This window comes from Clostridium sp. 'White wine YQ' (assembly GCF_028728205.1).
In the GTDB taxonomy this organism is placed as follows: domain Bacteria; phylum Bacillota; class Clostridia; order Clostridiales; family Clostridiaceae; genus Clostridium_T.
Genome location: NZ_JAQYUU010000001.1, coordinates 437,337 through 454,404, shown reverse-complemented (window position 1 = coordinate 454,404; position 17,068 = coordinate 437,337). Strand labels below are relative to the sequence as shown.

Here is a 17,068-nt window from a genome sequence, read left to right as displayed (position 1 = left end):
TATCTTAAAGCTATTTTTAGATATCCTCTTTTTATTTATTCTTTAATGTCTTTTGTAGTTATAGTTTGCTCACTTTCTTCTCTTACTTCTTTACTTTCCTTTTTGTCTTTGTCCTTTGAGTTTATGGTTTCAATAATGGATTTCTTAATTTCTTCCACTACAATATTGTGATTTTCATTAGGTTTATATTCAACGCCAATTTCTTTGCTTAGTAGTACAGTTAGCAAGCTTTGAACAGCATCTACATGTCCATTTTCAGCACTATTTCCCATAGTAATAACATTCTTAGGAACTATATCAATTCCTGATGTTGCTATTGCTTTTGTGAATTTGTCCATTACATCTTGAGTAACTTGATATTGTGGTCCACCGTATGCTCTAACTTGTTCTTCGATAGCTATAGCTTTACCTATACCTACCCTTGCTTCAAGTTCAGCTTGAGCTTCAGCTTCGAACTTAGTTTTATTGGCATTTGCCATTGCTATAGTTTCTATTTTCTTAGCTTCTTGAATAGATCTTTCAAGTTCTGCTTTACCTTGGTTAGCCTGAATTTCAATATTAATTAAAGATTCTGTTTTCATGGTTTGTTGCTTAGCTACAGCTTCTGCTTCTCTTAAAGTTTTTTCCATGTCTGCTGCATCTTTTTGACTCTTATAGGTTTCTATTTTTTCTCTTGCTATTTGTCTATCTCTTAACTGAGTTAACATATCTTCAATACGAGGATCTTTTTCTCCTGAAGGAGTTCCTACTAATACCTCTTCAAGTTCAAGATTGTATTTTTCGAATTTTTCTTTCATAGCCTCAGTGGCTAATAGTTGTATCTCTGTTCTATTTTGAACTAGCTCAATTAAGGTCTTAGTCTGTCCAATATTTTTAAAATAAGTTCCTATTAGTGGATCTAAAGTCTGCTCAACAAGCATTTTAATATCACCAAATCTTTGAATTACAAGCGGAGCTTTCTTATAGTCTATATGCACTACAACTGATAGTGGTAATAATGGTTCAAAGGCATCCTTAGTTATTAAGCTTACTTCCTTTAAATTACTATCATATTGTAACTTTCCATTCTCTTTACTATTCCATTTTAAAATAAAGTTTGTAGTTGGAACTGGAAATACCTTGATTGCATATGGATTCAAAGCATATTTACCAGCCATTAACGGTTCTTTCCATACACCTCTTTCACTACTTGCAACCAATTCTCCATGAGTATAAGTTACATCAGACTGGTCTTTTCCTTTTGCACCTGTAAAGGAGTTAACTACTCCAACATATCCCACATCAATTATTGTCTTTTTAACTAATTCTACTGATGCAAACAGTCTATTTATATAGTACTTACCATCTGTAATTACTTGAAGTTGTCTACCTCTATATCCTCCAGCTGCTAAGAACTTTTCAATATCCTGAAAATTATTGTGATAGATTTCTTTTAAGTTTTTGTCATTTCCTACAACTGGGGCTATTATATCTCCTTCTGGTAAAGATGGACCGTCTTTTGTAGTTACAACTCCTACTAGATCACTTTCACCTTCAATAACTATTGGTCTAAACCCATTTGCATATGGATTTGGATTACTCTTATTCCATATATCATTTGCCATTCCCATAACTGAAGCTTTATCATCATTACCAATAGGTAAATAATAAATCTGACTTTCAGTTATAATTATGAATTGTGCTGTATTAAAAGCATAAGTACCTTCTCTTAGTATTCCTCTTTGAGGTCCTTTTTGACCACCATTTTCTAAGAATGCTCTAACACTTTGAAAATTATTGCATGAATCTATTATTTTTCCCAGAGATTGAGATGGCTTTAAAGCTTCTCCGTCACGAGCAAAAACATACCCAATTTGTCCTTGTGGAATAGTAATAAGCTTTTGTCTATGAATTTTGTATTTAAATACTGATCTTAGATGAATTCCTGGTTTTAATAAATCTGGCTGATATCCAGCTTCTCCATTAAGAGAAATAACTGAGTTATTATCCTTCTGTCCTTTTTTTCTACCAAGCCAAATTTCTACTATTCCTACTTCATCACTTTTGATTATTGTAAGCCCTAATACCCTAAATATTAGAAACCATAATAAAAAAATACCTACAATGCATCCAACTACCCAAAAAATTATGTCTGTCATTTATTCTCCCCCCTTAATTAATATACTTATTATATCATCATTGTATAAATTTTCTATTTACAAATTATGAATATTTATTAATTAACTTATTTATTATATTTACTGCTTTTGATGGATCATCAGTTATTGTTGTTTCTTTTGCTAACAAAAATCCTGTTGCTCCATTTTTAATAAACCAATAAATATCATCCACTTCTGCTGGAGATACTTCTTTCCCTTTAACTAAAGAATCTAATAAATGAGTAGCTACTATCAATTCCCTGGATTTACATCTTTTAAATATCATTCTTTGTATAATAGGTATATTGTTTATCCCAACCTCTGGCACCAAATCTCCTCTTGCGATAATAATGCCGTCACATTCTTCTGATATACTTTTTATATTTTCAACACCCTTAAAAGTTTCTATTTTAGCATATAATTTAGGAAGGACTTTTCCCATTTCTTTTGACTTATTTAAGATATAGTTTTTATATTTTAAAAGCCCCTCTTTGCTTTCTATATAAGATAAGGCAATTATATTCAGCTCTTCTTCTAAACAAAAATCAATATCTCGTTTATCTTTAGTACTGATACTTTTCTCCTCTCTTATATACCCTTTAATATTACAGCTTTTTTCTGCCCTAACAATTCCTCCTCTTTTAACCTTTCCAATCAAAAAATCTTCATTTTTATTTACTATTTGAAGATTTATTGCACCATCTTGAAATGTTATTTCCCTAGAAGTGATCTTCTTAAAATTATCTATATTCAAATTAAGAGGAATTAGTTTTTCCTCTAATGATATTAATTCCTTATATTTTTCATAGGAACATATTTTAATTAGTTCCTTATGCAAAAGTCTAATTGGCCTTTGCATTTCACTCCACACCCTTATTTTACTTCCTTGTATATCACCTAAAATGTTGACACTAATACCCTCTTTTCTTATTTTCTTTACTATTTCCCTAAAGAAATCTTCACTAAAGTGGGAGAAATTTAACCTGATTATATTTCCACCTGAATTTCTTAATTTATTTAATGTTGTTTTTTCTAATGTATTTGGTGCTACTGTACAAATTATATCCATAATTACCCCTTAAAAATTACTTCTTTTTTAATCCTATAATTTAAAACTAAATTTTATTCATTAAATTATATTAAAAGGGAGAGACTATAAAGTACTTCTACCCTATAATTCCCTCCCAATCCTTGCTTATATCAAGCAATGCTTTACTGATATAAGGTTCAATCTCCCACAAAGAAATTCCCCTTTTTGTCATTACTTCAACGCACACGACGCTATTTTCTATATTCGCTACAATATAATAACTCATGTCTTTTTTATAATCTGAAACCTTGAAATTTATCTTTTCTTTTTCATAAGTAAATTTTTCATAGAACCTTTTTGAAAGACTACTGCCATCTCCAAATATTCTTAATGACTCCTCATCACCTTCTACGAGATTTAAATATAGATAGATATCAACCTTTGATTGATTAGCTAAGATTACCTTTTTAAGTAACATATCACCAAAACCTGAGTACTCAATATCATTCATAATTATGACAACGTGGTCTTTTTCCCTTAACTCTTTGGCAATTTTATTTCTTAAATAGCGATTTTCAATATCTATTCCATATTTCATACACTTCCTCCTCAAGAGAATTTAAAGTTATATATAGGGTTTTAAGTTAATAGTTGAACTTAAAACCCTATAGAAAAGTGTAAACAGCAATGAATGTTTCAAAAGCTATTTACACTTTTTATTATTGTATGTTATTACCCTTAAAAGGTTCTAAGGTGTATAACCATTTAATAAATTATAATGAAGCAAAAAAAGGAGTGATTTTCATGAAAAAAGTTCTGGCAGCATTTTTAGCCTGCTCATTAATTTTCTTACTAAGTGGTTGTGCTCTTAAAGATCCTAAATACATAAATCTTGAGTCCAAGCCATCAGAACAATATTATACTCAAGAGTTAAAGGACAAATTAAGTGATAGCGATGATTTTAAAGTATCGATACTTGATACTAATTTTTATAAAGAGAAACAAATTCCTAAAGAAGAAAACAAATCATTTATAGACTTCGTTAACTCAATACATCCTGAATACTACAAAGAAGCTTCGGTAGATAAAACTAAAAGATGTTTATATAAAGTGTTTGTAACAATTAAAAATAGTAAATATCTTTTAAAGGTCTATGAAAATGAAATCATAACCATTGCCCCTTGGGATGGAGTTTTTGATGAAGATGTTTTAAGTGAATTAAGTATTCCACCTGGACAAAAGCTTATCTCTTTATGTAAGCACTATATAAAATAAGGCTAGAATACTCAAATAGTTGTCAGAATGTGTTATTATATAAATAAGTTATTTGGAAGGTAGGGATTTTTCTGTTTATAAAAACTTTAAATACATTAGATAAAGCTATAATTAAATCTATTAGAGAATTAGAACATGTCTGCAAAACATATGATAAATTAAGTGGAGAGATGTTTCTTGATAATTCTCTAAACTTTAGTAAGGATATAAAAACTACTTTTTTGGCTTACGAAGATAATCAATTAGTAAGCTTAATTAACATTTTTATTCCTACAAGATATGAAGCTGAACTTTCAGCCTACACCCATCCTGATTATAGGAACAGGGGATATTTTAGAGAATTACAAATCTCTGTTACTAGTGAACTTAAGAAATATAAAGTAAAAAGAATACTTTTTACTTGCGAGGCACAATGCATAGTTTCAAAAGACATTATAAAAAAACTAGGTGCAAAATATACTTTTACTGAATACTCACTCACATATGATTTTAATCATGCTGAAAACAAAATTTTAAGTTCAATGAAATTATCTTCCCCTACAATTGATGATATTCCAACACTTATCTCTCTAGGCGAAGATATATTTGACGAAAATTATGAAGAATCAAAAAGTATTGCAACAAAAGTATTTAATGCTGAAGATAGAGAGCAATTCTTAGCAGAAGTAGATGGAAATTATATAGGTATGTGTTCCGTAAGATTTGAGAATAATGAAGCAATGATAAATGGTCTTGGAATATCTCCAATGTATCAAGGTGAAGGATATGGCAAAGACTTAGTTTATTCCGTCTTAAATGAATTAATTAAAAGAAACCTCAAAAAAATTGCCATAGAAGTTGACAGCGACAATGATAAAGCATTTAACCTTTACCAAAAATGCGGCTTTAAAATTGAAACAGCCTTTGAGTACTATAAGAAAAACCTTTAGAGTAAAATCTAAAGGTTTTTGTTTTTATATCATTGAATAATATTCTGATATCATATTAAAGGAAGCCTTAGGATCCCATGGCATATCCTTATAAACATTTCCAAGCTTATCTTCATAACTTTTAACAATGCCGTAAGCTGCCATATCTAAATCATATAGAGGCTCTTCTTTATGAGGATAGTTTCCACTTATAAAAGTAAATACAAAAGCCCCTTCTACATCTTCTTCACAAAAAATATCTAATGAGTCCTTTATATATTTTGCCTGAATACTCTCATCTCTTTTATAATCTCCACTTATCTCTAGAGGAGTTTTACTTTTATCTACAATAGCCCAGCCATAACCTCCTTTATCTTCTGCTCCTTCATAAGTGCAGCACCCAAACTCTGTTATTATCACAGGTTTTTTATGTTTATAATATTTTTTCAATCCTTTTCTGTATGAGTTTTTATTGTTTTTATCCATATAATAGTCTATACATACCATATCAAATAGATCCCAATCTACATCCTCCCAAGGGCCAGAAGCATAGGTTATCTTTCCATTAAACTTGCCTTTAATAACATCTGTTGCTTTTGATAAGTAATTATTTAGATTTTTATTAAAGGAACCGTTAGAAAGAGTACTTTTTAGAAGCTTCATAGGTTTCATAAATGTTCCTATCCTCTCAAATGCAGTGTCTCCTAATACCAGTCCATCCATAAAGAAGGTAAGTTCACAACCTGCAACAAAAACAATATCATCTTGAGATTCCCTTAGTTTTTCAGCTTCTTCAGCACACTTTTCATAGTACTCTAGAGTTTCTTCTTCATTCTCATCTATGATTGCTGGCGAAAACCAAACCTGCAAGTCATTCTCTAAAGCATATTTTGCAGCTGTAGTTAATCTATATAAATCATAGCCTGAAATTCTAACTGCATTACAATGCAAGTCATTCTTTATTATCTCCATCTCTCGTTTAACAATATTAGAATCAAACTTATCCCTTGAGGAATTATCTTTTCCATCAGTATAAGTTCCTACATCGTAATTAATTCCTTTGATGCGCAATGCTTCACTCATGTAAATTCACCTTCCTTAGTAAAATACTTTATATGTTATAGTCTTTAACATATTATATATTTTATGCTAAAATCATAAAGCTTATTTTAATCTCAATAGCAAACAAAAAGAAACTCCCTAAGGAGTTTCTAACCCCCTAAGGAGTTTCTAACCCCCTAAGGAGTTTCTTTTGCTATTTCTAAAAGTTCAAATACTCTTTTGTTCATTAATGGGTGTAAATAAAATGGACATATTTCATTTACTGGTTCTAGTACAAATAATCTTTGATGCATTCTTGGATGAGGTAATATTACATGTTCATCATTTGATACTATTTCATCCATAAAAATTATGTCTATATCTAGTGTTCTAGGTCCCCATTTAATTACTCTCTCTCTTTTTAATTTTTGTTCTATATGTAATAAGAAATCCATTAATTCACTAGGTGATAGCATGGTTTCAATTTCTATTGCACAATTTAAAAATTCTTCTTGCTCTGTGTAACCCCAAGGCTCTGTCTTTATAAAACTTGAAGTCTTTAATACTTTGCATAAATCATGCTCATCTATTATTTCTATAGCTTTTTTTAAATTTTCTTCTTTATCGCCTAGGTTTGAACCTAATGATAGCACTGCCCTACTTCTTTTTCTAGTGATTTCAACTTCAACTGTATCTAAGTTTCTATGTATAGGTGCCCAAGGCTTCTTAACAGATACCTTTATTTCCTTAACTAAAGGATAATTTATAAGCACAAATTCACTAATTTTATTGCAGGCTGTTTCAATTAAATCATAGCTTATTTTATTAAATTCCTGCTCAACCCTTTGTGATAATTCTCCATAATGTACTGAAGCAGTTAAGTCACCAGTTCTTCCTGGAGTTTTTAAATCTAAAGAAAGTTCTAAGGATATTAAAAACTTTTGACCTAATTTTTTCTCTTCCTCAAACACACCATGGAAGGCAAATACCTCTAAATCTCTTACATATAATTTATCCATAATACTATTTATTTCTCCTAACTATAGCATCAGTCATTTGTGCAGCTCTTTTATTTTCCTTAACATCATGAACTCTCACAAAATCGTAACCCTTCATTATTCCAACTACAGTTGTAGCTACAGTACCCTCCACTCTTTCCTCTGGTGGAAGATCTAGAGTTAGTCCTATCATAGATTTTCTTGAAGTAGCTAAAAGCATTGGATAACCTAGTGTTAGTAATTCCTCTAATCTATCCATAACCTCAATATTGTTTTCTAATGTTTTTGCAAAGCCTATTCCTGGATCTAAAATAATATTTTCTTTTTTAACTCCTGCTTTTAATGCAATTTCAACCGATTCTTGAAGTTCCTTCTTCATATCTTCAATTACGTCAGTGTATTCCTTATTGTCCTTATTATGCATAAGGCAACACTGAACTCCATACTTTGCAGCCACAATTGCCATATCCTTATCTTTTTTAAAGCCCCAAACATCATTTATTAAGTCTGCTCCTGCTTTAACTGCTGCTTCTGCAACTTCTGCTTTATAAGTATCAATTGATATAATAATATCATGTTTTTCTTTTAATGCTTTTATTATAGGAACTACTCTATTTATTTCTTCCTCTGCAGTTACATACATAGCACCTGGCCTAGTAGATTCCCCTCCTATATCAATAATATCAGCACCTTCAGCTATTAACTTTTCTCCTTGCTTTAAGGCTTGTTCTAAATTATTATATTTTCCACCATCAGAAAAAGAATCTGGAGTAACATTGAGTATACCCATAATATATGTCCTTTTCCCTAAATCAAATTCTTTATTACCTATTTTCACTTTATCGCCCCTTTAGTACTTTATTTCTAAATTCTTCTTACTATCATCCCAATTGCATCCAAGAGTAGCATTACAATTATAACATTCTCTAGATAGTTTATCCCCTTCATATATAAGACTAGCTATAAGAGAAGTTTTCTCTATTCTTCTATGCCCTAATATACCTTCTTTAATAAGCTCTTTTTCTTCCAATGAAAAGTTAATTCTATCTAAGAAACTTTTAGCTATTTCATATGAAGCTTCATTATGAGGAGTTCCTTTTTCATATTGTTCTCCTCTTCCTATATCATGGAGAAGTCCAATAATATAAATTATTTCTTTTGAAAATCCAAGATTTCTTTCTAAATTAATTATGTAACATATCCTTGCCATATTCAAAAAATGCTCAAGATTATGTTTGCAGTATAGTCTATCCTTTTCTAACAGCTCAATTTTATCTAATAGAGCTCTATATTCTCTGCTATTCAAGATTTCATTTACTCTATCCATTAATCAGCTCTCTTACCTCTCTTCTAAGGTCAACATTTTCTTCAAAATCACCTCTATAAGAAGTAGTAACTGTCTTGGTCCCAGGCTTTTTAACACCTCTCATGGTCATACACATATGTTCCCCTTCTATAATAACCATCACGCCTTTTGGTTTTAAATATTCCATCATGGCATCTGCGATTTCAGCAGTTAGTCTTTCTTGCAATTGTGGTTTTTTAGCATAAACCTCTACAGTTCTAGCAAGCTTTGAAAGTCCTGCAACTTTTCCATTTGGAATATATGCTATATGTACCTTGCCAAAGAATGGAACTAAGTGATGTTCACACATGGAATAATATGTAATATCCTTCTCTATTACTAAATCATCTCTCTCAGCAGTAAAAGTTCTATCTAAATATTTTTCAGCCGTTTCTCCAATACCTGAAAATATCTCTTCATACATTTTGCTTATTCTGAGTGGAGTATCCTTAAGACCTTCTCTATCTGGATCTTCTCCAATAGCCTCTAAAATCATCCTTACTGCATCTTGTATTTTAATTTTATCAACCATCCGTTTTACCTCCATATGTGCTTAGATATCTATTATATCTATTAATTATATCATTAGTTTTAGTTCCTTTAATATATTTTTTTACTTTCTATTCCACCTGACAATACTACTATCATTAAAGATATTGTTCTCTTTTTTTCTTATTTTACTATTATATAACCCGAAAATGATATAAAATATATTTAATTTATTAATTCTGAAAGGAGAAACCTATGATAAAAGTTGATATGCATACCCATACAATAGCTTCTGATGGAAGACTTACCCCAAGAGAATTAATTACAAGGGCTAAAGAAAATGGTTCAACGATGCTTGCAATTACTGATCATGATACCGTTGATTCTTTGGAAGAAGCTTCTACTATTGCTAAAGAATTATCCTTAGAATTTATTCCTGGTATAGAACTTTCAACTGTACATAATGGAGAATCTATTCATATGCTAGGATTCTTTAAAGATGACAGTTATAAAAATAAAGAATTACTTGATTTTTTACTTTCATTGAAAGACCACAGAGTTAACAGGGGAAGAAAGATTGTAGAAAACTTAAAAAAGTATTTTAATATTGAAATTTCTTACGATAATGTTTTAAAGAGAGGCAAAGGTGTTATTGCTAGACCTCATATTGCTGATGAAATAATTGCAAGTGGATACCCCTACACTAAAGATGAAATATTCGATAAGTTTATTTCAAATAAAAGTCCTGCTTATGTAGAAAATAAAAAGATAACTGTTCCTGAAGGAATAGCCCTACTTAAAAAATATAATGCTTTAGTATTTCTAGCTCATCCTATTCTAATAAGAAAGACTCCAATAAAAGATTTTACTGAGTTTGACTTTGATGGTTTTGAGGCAATTTATTTTCAAAACAAAAGTGAGCAAACTAAGAAGCTCATTAAGCTATGTGCAGAAAAGAATCTTTTAGTATCTGCTGGCGGAGACTTTCATGGAGATCTTCATGGAGACACTAAACATGGTGATTTAGGAATTACTGAAATCCCTGAAGATATGCTAAATGCTTTTAAAAAAGCTTATTATAATTTATAGATAAAAATGTGAGTAGAATGCTTTGTTTTGCATTCTACTCATTTCTTTTTTACTCTTATCTTAAATTACTTAACTTCTATTATCGTCCTTGAGAATTTTCTCTATCTATAGTATCTTGAGTAATTTGATCAAATTCTCCTGAAGATGCAGTAGTACTTGTTGTTCCGGTAGTATTATTGGTTGTAGTACTGTTAGTAGTTGGAGTAGTTGCTGAACTAGTCTTATCGTCTAAGAATCCTTTGTTTTCTGTTGTTGGATTATTTAATATACCAGCCATAACTAGTATGCCTAATATGCCTGAAACAATTTCTTGATAATTCTTAGGAAGTATATCTAGTCCAAATCCTTGTAGTATTAAGGGAATCAATGCAAATATAGCTACCCACAAACCATAATTTTTAAATCTAGATTTATCCATACTTCTCTTCCTCCTTTGATATTTTCTTTTCCTTATATAATATTCACATAAGCTTACGTAGGTGAAAACATAGGGTTTTCTATAGGAAACTTAACTTATTCTTGTTTGAAAATGTCAGTTTCTAGACATTTTCAGGCATGAATAGTTATTAGTTGAACTTAAAACCCTATAGTAAACGCTTATATAAAATACAACATTTTTATTATGCAAATTTTAATATTATTCTGAAAATATTTAAAAATATCATATTGTAATTTAATAAGCATTGTGTTAATATATCAATAACGATTTTTAAATATATTTATTTAATTAATCAACTTACATTGATTTTGTTGATAATTTATCAAATTGAAATTTTAAAACTTAAGGGGGATTTATTTATGAAGAAAAAGATTCTTGCAACTGTAATGGCTACTTTGGTAGTTGCTGCAGCGTTTACTGGATGTTCATCCAAAAAATCAGAAGGTGGAGACACTATTAAGATAGGTGGAATTGGTCCTTTAACTGGTAAGGCTTCCACATACGGTCAATCTGTTAAAGAAGGGGCCGAGCTATATCAAGACGAAATTAATAATGCTGGTGGAATTAACGGCAAGAAAGTACAATTCGTATTTGAAGATGATGAAGCTGATCCAAATAAAGCTATACAAGCTTTCAATAAACTTGTAGATGATGAAGGGGTTACTGCAATTCTAGGTGCTGTAACATCTGGTGCTTCTAAAGCTGTAGGACCTTTAGCTACATCAAAATCAATTCCAATGATTACACCATCTTCAACTGAGCCAAACATAACTAAAGACGGTGGAGATTTTGTATTTAGAGGATGTTTTATAGACTCATATCAAGGTAAAATCCTTGCTAAATATACTACTGATACATTAAAGAAGAAAAAGGCAGCTGTATTATATAACGTTGCATCTGACTACTCTAAGGGTATAGCTGATGCATACAAAGCTGAACTTGAGAAAAATGGTGGTACTGTAGCTGAATTCTTAACTTACAATGACAGTGATAAAGACTTCAATGCACAGTTAACAAAAATCAAGGCTTCTAACCCAGACGTTTTAGTTCTTCCTGATTACTATAATGTTGTTGGTCTTATTGCTAAACAAGCAAAAGATATGGGAATAAATGCTCAATTATTAGGTGGAGATGGCTGGGAATCTCAAGATCTTACTAAGATAGGTGGAACAGCTGTAAATGGAGCTCTTTACTTAAATCACTATTACACTCAAGATACTGATAAAAATGTTTCTGATTTTGTTAGTGCTTACAAAAAGAAATTCAGCAAGGATCCAGATGCATTTGCTGCATTAGCATATGATTCAGCTAAGATTTTAGTTAAAGCAATCGAAGCAGCTAATTCAACTGATGGAGATAAAATAAGAGAACAATTATTAAAAACAGATCTACAAGTAGTTACTGGAAAAGTTACTTTCGATGCTGACAGAACTGCAGTTAAAGGAGCAGTAATTATTAAAGTAGATGGAGATAAGAAGACTTTAGTAGATAAGGTTCAACCTTAATATTACATTAGGAGGAGTATAATATGGAGCTTTTACAACAATTAATAAATGGCTTGGCATTAGGTAGTGTGTATGCCCTCCTTGCTATAGGTTATACAATGGTATACGGTATAATAAAGCTTATTAATTTTGCTCACGGAGATATTTTTATGGCAGGAGCCTTTGCAGGCTTCTATGCCTCAACAAAATTAGGCTTATCATTGATACCAACTTTAATTGTGTCAATGTTAGCTGCAGCATTACTAGGTATTATAATCGAGAAGGTTGCTTATAAACCTCTAAGAAATTCACCTAGAATAACACTTTTAATTACAGCAATTGGTGTTTCTCTATTACTTGAACATGGTATGAGGTTTTTAGTTGGTCCTGATCCAAAACCATTCCCTGATTTATTTCCAGTAGGAACTATAAATATTGGTTCACTACACATAAACGGGAAAATACTATTAATGCTTGGGGTATCTGCGTTACTTGTATTACTCCTTCAATATATAATATATAAAACAAAGGTTGGAAAAGCTATGAGAGCAGCTTCTCAAGATATGGAAGCTGCCTCCCTAATGGGAATAAACGTTAATAATATTATTTCTCTTACCTTTGCTATAGGTTCTGCTCTAGCTGGAATTGCAGGTGTTTTAGTTGCAATAGCTTATCCAAGTGTTGATCCTTATATGGGAATGATGCCTGGTCTAAAGGCTTTCGTTGCAGCTGTTGTTGGAGGAATAGGAAGCATACCAGGTGCATTACTTGGTGGAATAGTTATGGGAATATCTGAAACCCTAACAAAAGCATATATTTCAACATCTTTATCAGATGCTATAGCTTTTGGATTATTAATAATTGTTCTTCTATTTAAACCTACTGGTTTACTTGGGGACAAGACTAAAGAGAAAGTGTAGGTGAAAAATATGAAGAATAATATAAACTCAAAATTAAAACCTATTATCATATTAGTTTCTTTAATAGTAACCTATTTTGTACTTTCTATTTTAATGAAAAATCATATTATTAACTCTTATTATGGCGGAATCATAATACTTGTATGTATTAATATAATTTTAGCGGCATCATTAAATTTAGTTGTTGGATTTACCGGACAGCTAGCATTAGGACATGCCGGGTTTATGGTAATTGGTGCATATGTTTCAGCTTATTTATCAATTCACTATAAGCTTCCATTTATTGTTGTATTATTAGTTGGTGGATTGGTTGCAGGACTACTATCTCTTGTTATTGGTATTCCTACTCTAAAATTAAAAGGAGACTACTTTGCTATTGCAACCTTAGCCTTTGGTGAAATAATTAAAGGAATAATTATGAACACTGAAGCTGTAGGTGGTGCTAGGGGTTTAAGTAGAATACCAAAACACACAGATTTTACTTGGGCATTTATTATAATGGTTTTAACTATTTTAGTTATATATAATATAATTCATTCTTCTCAAGGAAGAGCAATGATCTCAATTAGAGAAAATGAAATTGCTGCTGAAGCTATGGGAGTTAACACCTTTAAATATAAAGTTATGGCATTTATCATAGCTGCATTCTTTGCTGGTGTTGCTGGCGGACTTCTTGCACATAATACTATGTTCATTCAACCTCAATCCTTCGACTTTATGAAGTCAATAGAAATATTAACTTTCGTGGTATTAGGTGGAATGGGATCTTTATCAGGCTCAGTACTCGCAACCATTATATTAACATTCTTACCAGAGTACTTAAGAGGGTTAAAGGACTTAAAGAATATCATCTATCCTATTGCATTAATAGTATTAATGATATTTAGACCTCAAGGATTACTTGGAACTAAAGAAATATCTTTTAAAATATTTTCTAAAATATTACCTAAAGGAAAGGAGAGCTAACACATGTTAAAGGTTGATAACTTATCCATACAATTTGGCGGACTTAAAGCTGTTTCTGATTTTTCTCTAGAAATAGGTGAAAAGCAAATCGTAGGTTTAATTGGTCCAAACGGAGCAGGTAAAACTACAATTTTTAACCTTTTAACTGGAGTTTATGCTCCTACTGAAGGTACTATAGCTTATTTAGGAGAAAATATTCACGGCCTAAAGCCTTATAATATAACTCAAAAGAAAATAGCAAGAACATTTCAGAATATAAGATTATTTTCAAATTTATCTGTAATAGATAATATAAAAATAAGTTTTAATTATAGAGTTAAATATAATGTTTTTGATTCTATTTTTAGAACTCCTAGATTTATAAAAGAAGAAAAGGAAATAGAAGCTCAAGCATTAGAATATTTATCATATTTTGACCTTGATTCAAAGAAGGATGAATTAGCAAAGAATCTTTCCTATGGAGAACAAAGAAGACTTGAGATTGTAAGAGCTCTTGCAGCTGATCCAAAGCTAATATTATTAGATGAACCTGCTGCTGGTATGAATCCACAAGAAACTCAAGAACTTATGAAAATGATAAACTGGACTAAAGACAAATTTGATATCTCTGTTCTACTAATTGAACATGACATGAAACTTGTAATGGGAATTTGCGAAAAGATAACTGTTCTAGATTACGGTAAAAAGATTGCAGAAGGTACACCTGAAGAAATAAAGAGAAATCCTAAGGTTATAGAAGCGTACCTTGGGGAAGGAGCTTAATCATGCTAAAGATAGATAACTTAAATGTATATTATGAAGGAATTCACGCTCTTAAAGATATTTCTCTTGAAGTAAATCAAGGTGAGATAGTAACCTTAATAGGTGCAAATGGTGCAGGAAAAACTTCTACTCTTAGAGCTATTTCTGGATTGGTTCCATACAAATCTGGAGATATAAACTTTAAAGGAAGTGCTCTTAAGACTATAGCTCCACATAAAATACTTTCTCTAGGCCTTTCTCATGTTCCAGAAGGAAGAAAAATCTTCCCTGAGCTTACTGTAATGGAGAATCTAGAACTTGGAGCATATTTAAGAAAAGATAAGAAGGGAATTACTACCGATATGGAATCAATCTTCACTAAATTCCCTAGATTAAAAGAAAGAATTAAACAAAGAGCTGGTACCTTATCAGGTGGAGAACAACAAATGCTTGCTATGGGAAGAGCTTTAATGTGTAGACCTGAAATGATTTTACTTGATGAGCCTTCAATGGGATTAGCTCCTCTTGTTGTTAAAGGAATTTTTGACACAATACAAGAAATTAATGAAGGTGGAACTACAGTCTTATTAGTTGAACAAAATGCTCATATGGCCTTGTCTATAGCAGATAGAGCTTATGTTTTAGAAACTGGTTCAATTGTATTAGAAGGTAATGCAAAAGAACTATTACAAGATGATAAGATTAGAAGTGCTTATCTTGGAGAATAGCATATAAAATCCCCCTAGAATATTAAATATTCTAGGGGGATTTATCAATTATTTTAAGCTTCCTTTAAGAATGCTTCATATCCTCTCATAGTTTCATAAATATCTGCTTTGCTAGCTACTTCCCATGGTGCATGCATATTATGAAGGGCTATTCCACAGTCTATTACTTGCATATTGTATTGAGCAAGTATATATGCTATGGTTCCTCCACCACCTTGGTCAACTTTTCCAAGCTCACCAGTTTGCCAAGTTACATTATGATTTTCCATGATTCTTCTGATATATGCTACATATTCTGCATTTGCATCGTTTGAACCTGATTTCCCTCTTGCTCCAGTGTATTTACTAAATACAATTCCTTTTCCAAAGTATGCAGTGTTATTCTTTTCTACAACACTTGGGAAATTAGGATCAAATGCAACTGTAACATCTGAAGAAAGCATATGTGAGTTATTTAATGCTCTTCTAAGCTTTAGTTCTGAATACTCACCTTTTCTATCTAATATCTCGGCTACAATATTTTCAAAGAATCTTGATTGCATTCCAGTAGCTCCTACACTACCTATTTCCTCTTTATCAACGAATAGGGCAACGCAAGTTCTATCTGTCTTTTCTATATTCATCAAAGCTTCAAAGCTTGTATATGCGCATATTCTATCATCATGTCCATATCCCATAACCATACTTCTATCTAAACCGTAGTCTCTAGCTTTTCCTGCTGGGACTATTTCTAGTTCTGCTGAAACAAAATCTTCTTCCTCTATTCCGTACTTTTCATTAAATAATGCTAAAATATTTTCTTTAACTCTCTCTTTAGCATCCTTATCTTTTATTGGCATTGAACCTACTAAAACATTAAGATCCTCACCTTCAATTACTACATTTGCCTTCTTCTCTAATTGTTTTGATGCAAGGTGAATTAATAGATCTGATACTCCTACAACTGGATCATTTTCATCTTCGCCTACATTAAGCTTTATAACAGTTCCGTCCTTTTTAACTAAAACTCCATGAATTGCTAGTGGTATGGTAACCCACTGGTATTTTTTCACCCCACCATAGTAATGAGTATCAAATAAAGCTAACCCACCATCTTCATAAAGTGGATTTTGCTTTAAATCTAATCTAGGTGAATCTAAATGAGCACCTAGAATTCTTAATCCCTTTTCTAAAGGTTCTGAACCAATTAGAAATAAAGCTAAAGTTTTACCCATATTATTTGCATAAACTTTATCTCCAGCCTTTAATACTTCTCCATTATCAATTATGTTTTGTAAATTTCTATATCCATTATTTTCTGCAAGTTCTATAAGTTCATCCACGGATTCTCTCTCAGTCTTACATTTAGATATAAAGTCTTTATATCTATCACTTAATTCAAAAACTTTTTTTAAGTCATCTTTAGAATATTTATCCCAAGCTAAGGAATATTCCTTTTTTAATTTTTTACTCATATTCTAACCTCCCATGTCTTTTT

General features: G+C 31.2%; 17 protein-coding genes and 1 pseudogene. 8 read left to right on the top strand and 10 right to left on the bottom strand.

Annotated features, from left to right (window positions below; translation table 11 throughout):
* Positions 1–35: 35 nt before the first annotated feature.
* The 3 genes from PTZ02_RS02135 to PTZ02_RS02125 form a co-directional block, all read right to left on the bottom strand.
* Positions 36–2,138, bottom strand: a complete 2,103-nt coding sequence (locus PTZ02_RS02135; protein WP_274226176.1) for an SPFH domain-containing protein — start codon at positions 2,136–2,138, stop codon at positions 36–38.
* A gap of 64 nt (positions 2,139–2,202) precedes the next feature.
* A complete protein-coding gene (locus PTZ02_RS02130; RefSeq protein ID WP_274226175.1) occupies positions 2,203–3,207 on the bottom strand; it encodes a pyruvate kinase in 1,005 nt (334 codons plus the stop codon).
* A 97-nt stretch (positions 3,208–3,304) separates the two neighbouring features.
* Complete coding sequence (locus PTZ02_RS02125) at positions 3,305–3,766, bottom strand: hypothetical protein (protein ID WP_274226174.1); 462 nt, start codon at positions 3,764–3,766, stop codon at positions 3,305–3,307.
* A gap of 206 nt (positions 3,767–3,972) precedes the next feature.
* Here PTZ02_RS02125 and PTZ02_RS02120 point away from each other — a divergent pair, with 206 nt between their 5' ends.
* A complete protein-coding gene (locus PTZ02_RS02120; RefSeq protein ID WP_274226173.1) occupies positions 3,973–4,443 on the top strand; it encodes a DUF4883 family protein in 471 nt (156 codons plus the stop codon).
* Between the two features lie 50 nt (positions 4,444–4,493).
* Positions 4,494–5,372 carry a GNAT family N-acetyltransferase gene (locus tag PTZ02_RS02115; RefSeq protein ID WP_337992988.1) on the top strand — a complete coding sequence of 293 codons (879 nt, stop codon included), beginning with the start codon at positions 4,494–4,496 and terminating at the stop codon, positions 5,370–5,372.
* Positions 5,373–5,396: 24 nt separating this feature from the next.
* Here PTZ02_RS02115 and PTZ02_RS02110 read toward each other — a convergent pair whose 3' ends face one another.
* From PTZ02_RS02110 to folE, 5 genes are all read right to left on the bottom strand, one after another.
* Positions 5,397–6,434 carry an abortive infection protein gene (locus PTZ02_RS02110; protein ID WP_274226171.1) on the bottom strand — a complete coding sequence of 346 codons (1,038 nt, stop codon included), beginning with the start codon at positions 6,432–6,434 and terminating at the stop codon, positions 5,397–5,399.
* 155 nt (positions 6,435–6,589) lie between these two features.
* Positions 6,590–7,411 (bottom strand): 2-amino-4-hydroxy-6-hydroxymethyldihydropteridine diphosphokinase, encoded by an 822-nt coding sequence (folK, locus tag PTZ02_RS02105; protein ID WP_274226170.1) that lies wholly within the window; start codon positions 7,409–7,411, stop codon positions 6,590–6,592.
* 4 nt (positions 7,412–7,415) lie between these two features.
* Positions 7,416–8,228, bottom strand: a complete 813-nt coding sequence (gene folP, locus PTZ02_RS02100) for a dihydropteroate synthase (protein ID WP_274226169.1) — start codon at positions 8,226–8,228, stop codon at positions 7,416–7,418.
* Positions 8,229–8,240: 12 nt separating this feature from the next.
* Positions 8,241–8,717, bottom strand: a complete 477-nt coding sequence (locus tag PTZ02_RS02095) for an HD domain-containing protein (protein WP_274226168.1) — start codon at positions 8,715–8,717, stop codon at positions 8,241–8,243.
* A complete protein-coding gene (gene folE / locus PTZ02_RS02090) occupies positions 8,710–9,267 on the bottom strand; it encodes a GTP cyclohydrolase I FolE (RefSeq protein ID WP_274226167.1) in 558 nt (185 codons plus the stop codon). Before folE ends, PTZ02_RS02095 begins: the two co-directional genes overlap by 8 nt.
* Positions 9,268–9,479: 212 nt before the next feature.
* On the opposite strand from folE, the gene PTZ02_RS02085 reads away from it, so the two are divergent.
* Positions 9,480–10,313 carry a PHP domain-containing protein gene (locus PTZ02_RS02085; RefSeq protein ID WP_274226166.1) on the top strand — a complete coding sequence of 278 codons (834 nt, stop codon included), beginning with the start codon at positions 9,480–9,482 and terminating at the stop codon, positions 10,311–10,313.
* A 220-nt stretch (positions 10,314–10,533) separates the two neighbouring features.
* On the opposite strand, the pseudogene PTZ02_RS02080 reads toward PTZ02_RS02085, so the two are convergent.
* Positions 10,534–10,731: pseudogene (locus tag PTZ02_RS02080) on the bottom strand (holin); the annotation flags it as partial.
* Between the two features lie 380 nt (positions 10,732–11,111).
* Here PTZ02_RS02080 and PTZ02_RS02075 point away from each other — a divergent pair.
* From PTZ02_RS02075 to PTZ02_RS02055, 5 genes are read left to right on the top strand one after another with little or no spacing between them, the layout of a single operon-like run.
* Entirely contained in the window at positions 11,112–12,257 is a 1,146-nt protein-coding gene (locus PTZ02_RS02075) for an ABC transporter substrate-binding protein (protein ID WP_274226165.1), read from the top strand.
* Positions 12,258–12,280: 23 nt separating this feature from the next.
* Entirely contained in the window at positions 12,281–13,156 is an 876-nt protein-coding gene (locus PTZ02_RS02070) for a branched-chain amino acid ABC transporter permease (RefSeq protein WP_274226164.1), read from the top strand.
* Positions 13,157–13,165: 9 nt separating this feature from the next.
* On the top strand, positions 13,166–14,122 hold the full coding sequence (locus PTZ02_RS02065) for a branched-chain amino acid ABC transporter permease (RefSeq protein WP_202767686.1): 957 nt from the start codon (positions 13,166–13,168) through the stop codon (positions 14,120–14,122).
* Between the two features lie 3 nt (positions 14,123–14,125).
* Positions 14,126–14,884 (top strand): ABC transporter ATP-binding protein, encoded by a 759-nt coding sequence (locus PTZ02_RS02060; RefSeq protein ID WP_274226163.1) that lies wholly within the window; start codon positions 14,126–14,128, stop codon positions 14,882–14,884.
* 2 nt (positions 14,885–14,886) lie between these two features.
* Entirely contained in the window at positions 14,887–15,591 is a 705-nt protein-coding gene (locus PTZ02_RS02055; protein WP_274226162.1) for an ABC transporter ATP-binding protein, read from the top strand.
* 53 nt (positions 15,592–15,644) lie between these two features.
* Here PTZ02_RS02055 and PTZ02_RS02050 read toward each other — a convergent pair whose 3' ends face one another.
* Positions 15,645–17,045 carry an aminopeptidase gene (locus PTZ02_RS02050; RefSeq protein WP_274226161.1) on the bottom strand — a complete coding sequence of 467 codons (1,401 nt, stop codon included), beginning with the start codon at positions 17,043–17,045 and terminating at the stop codon, positions 15,645–15,647.
* Positions 17,046–17,068 lie beyond the last annotated feature (23 nt).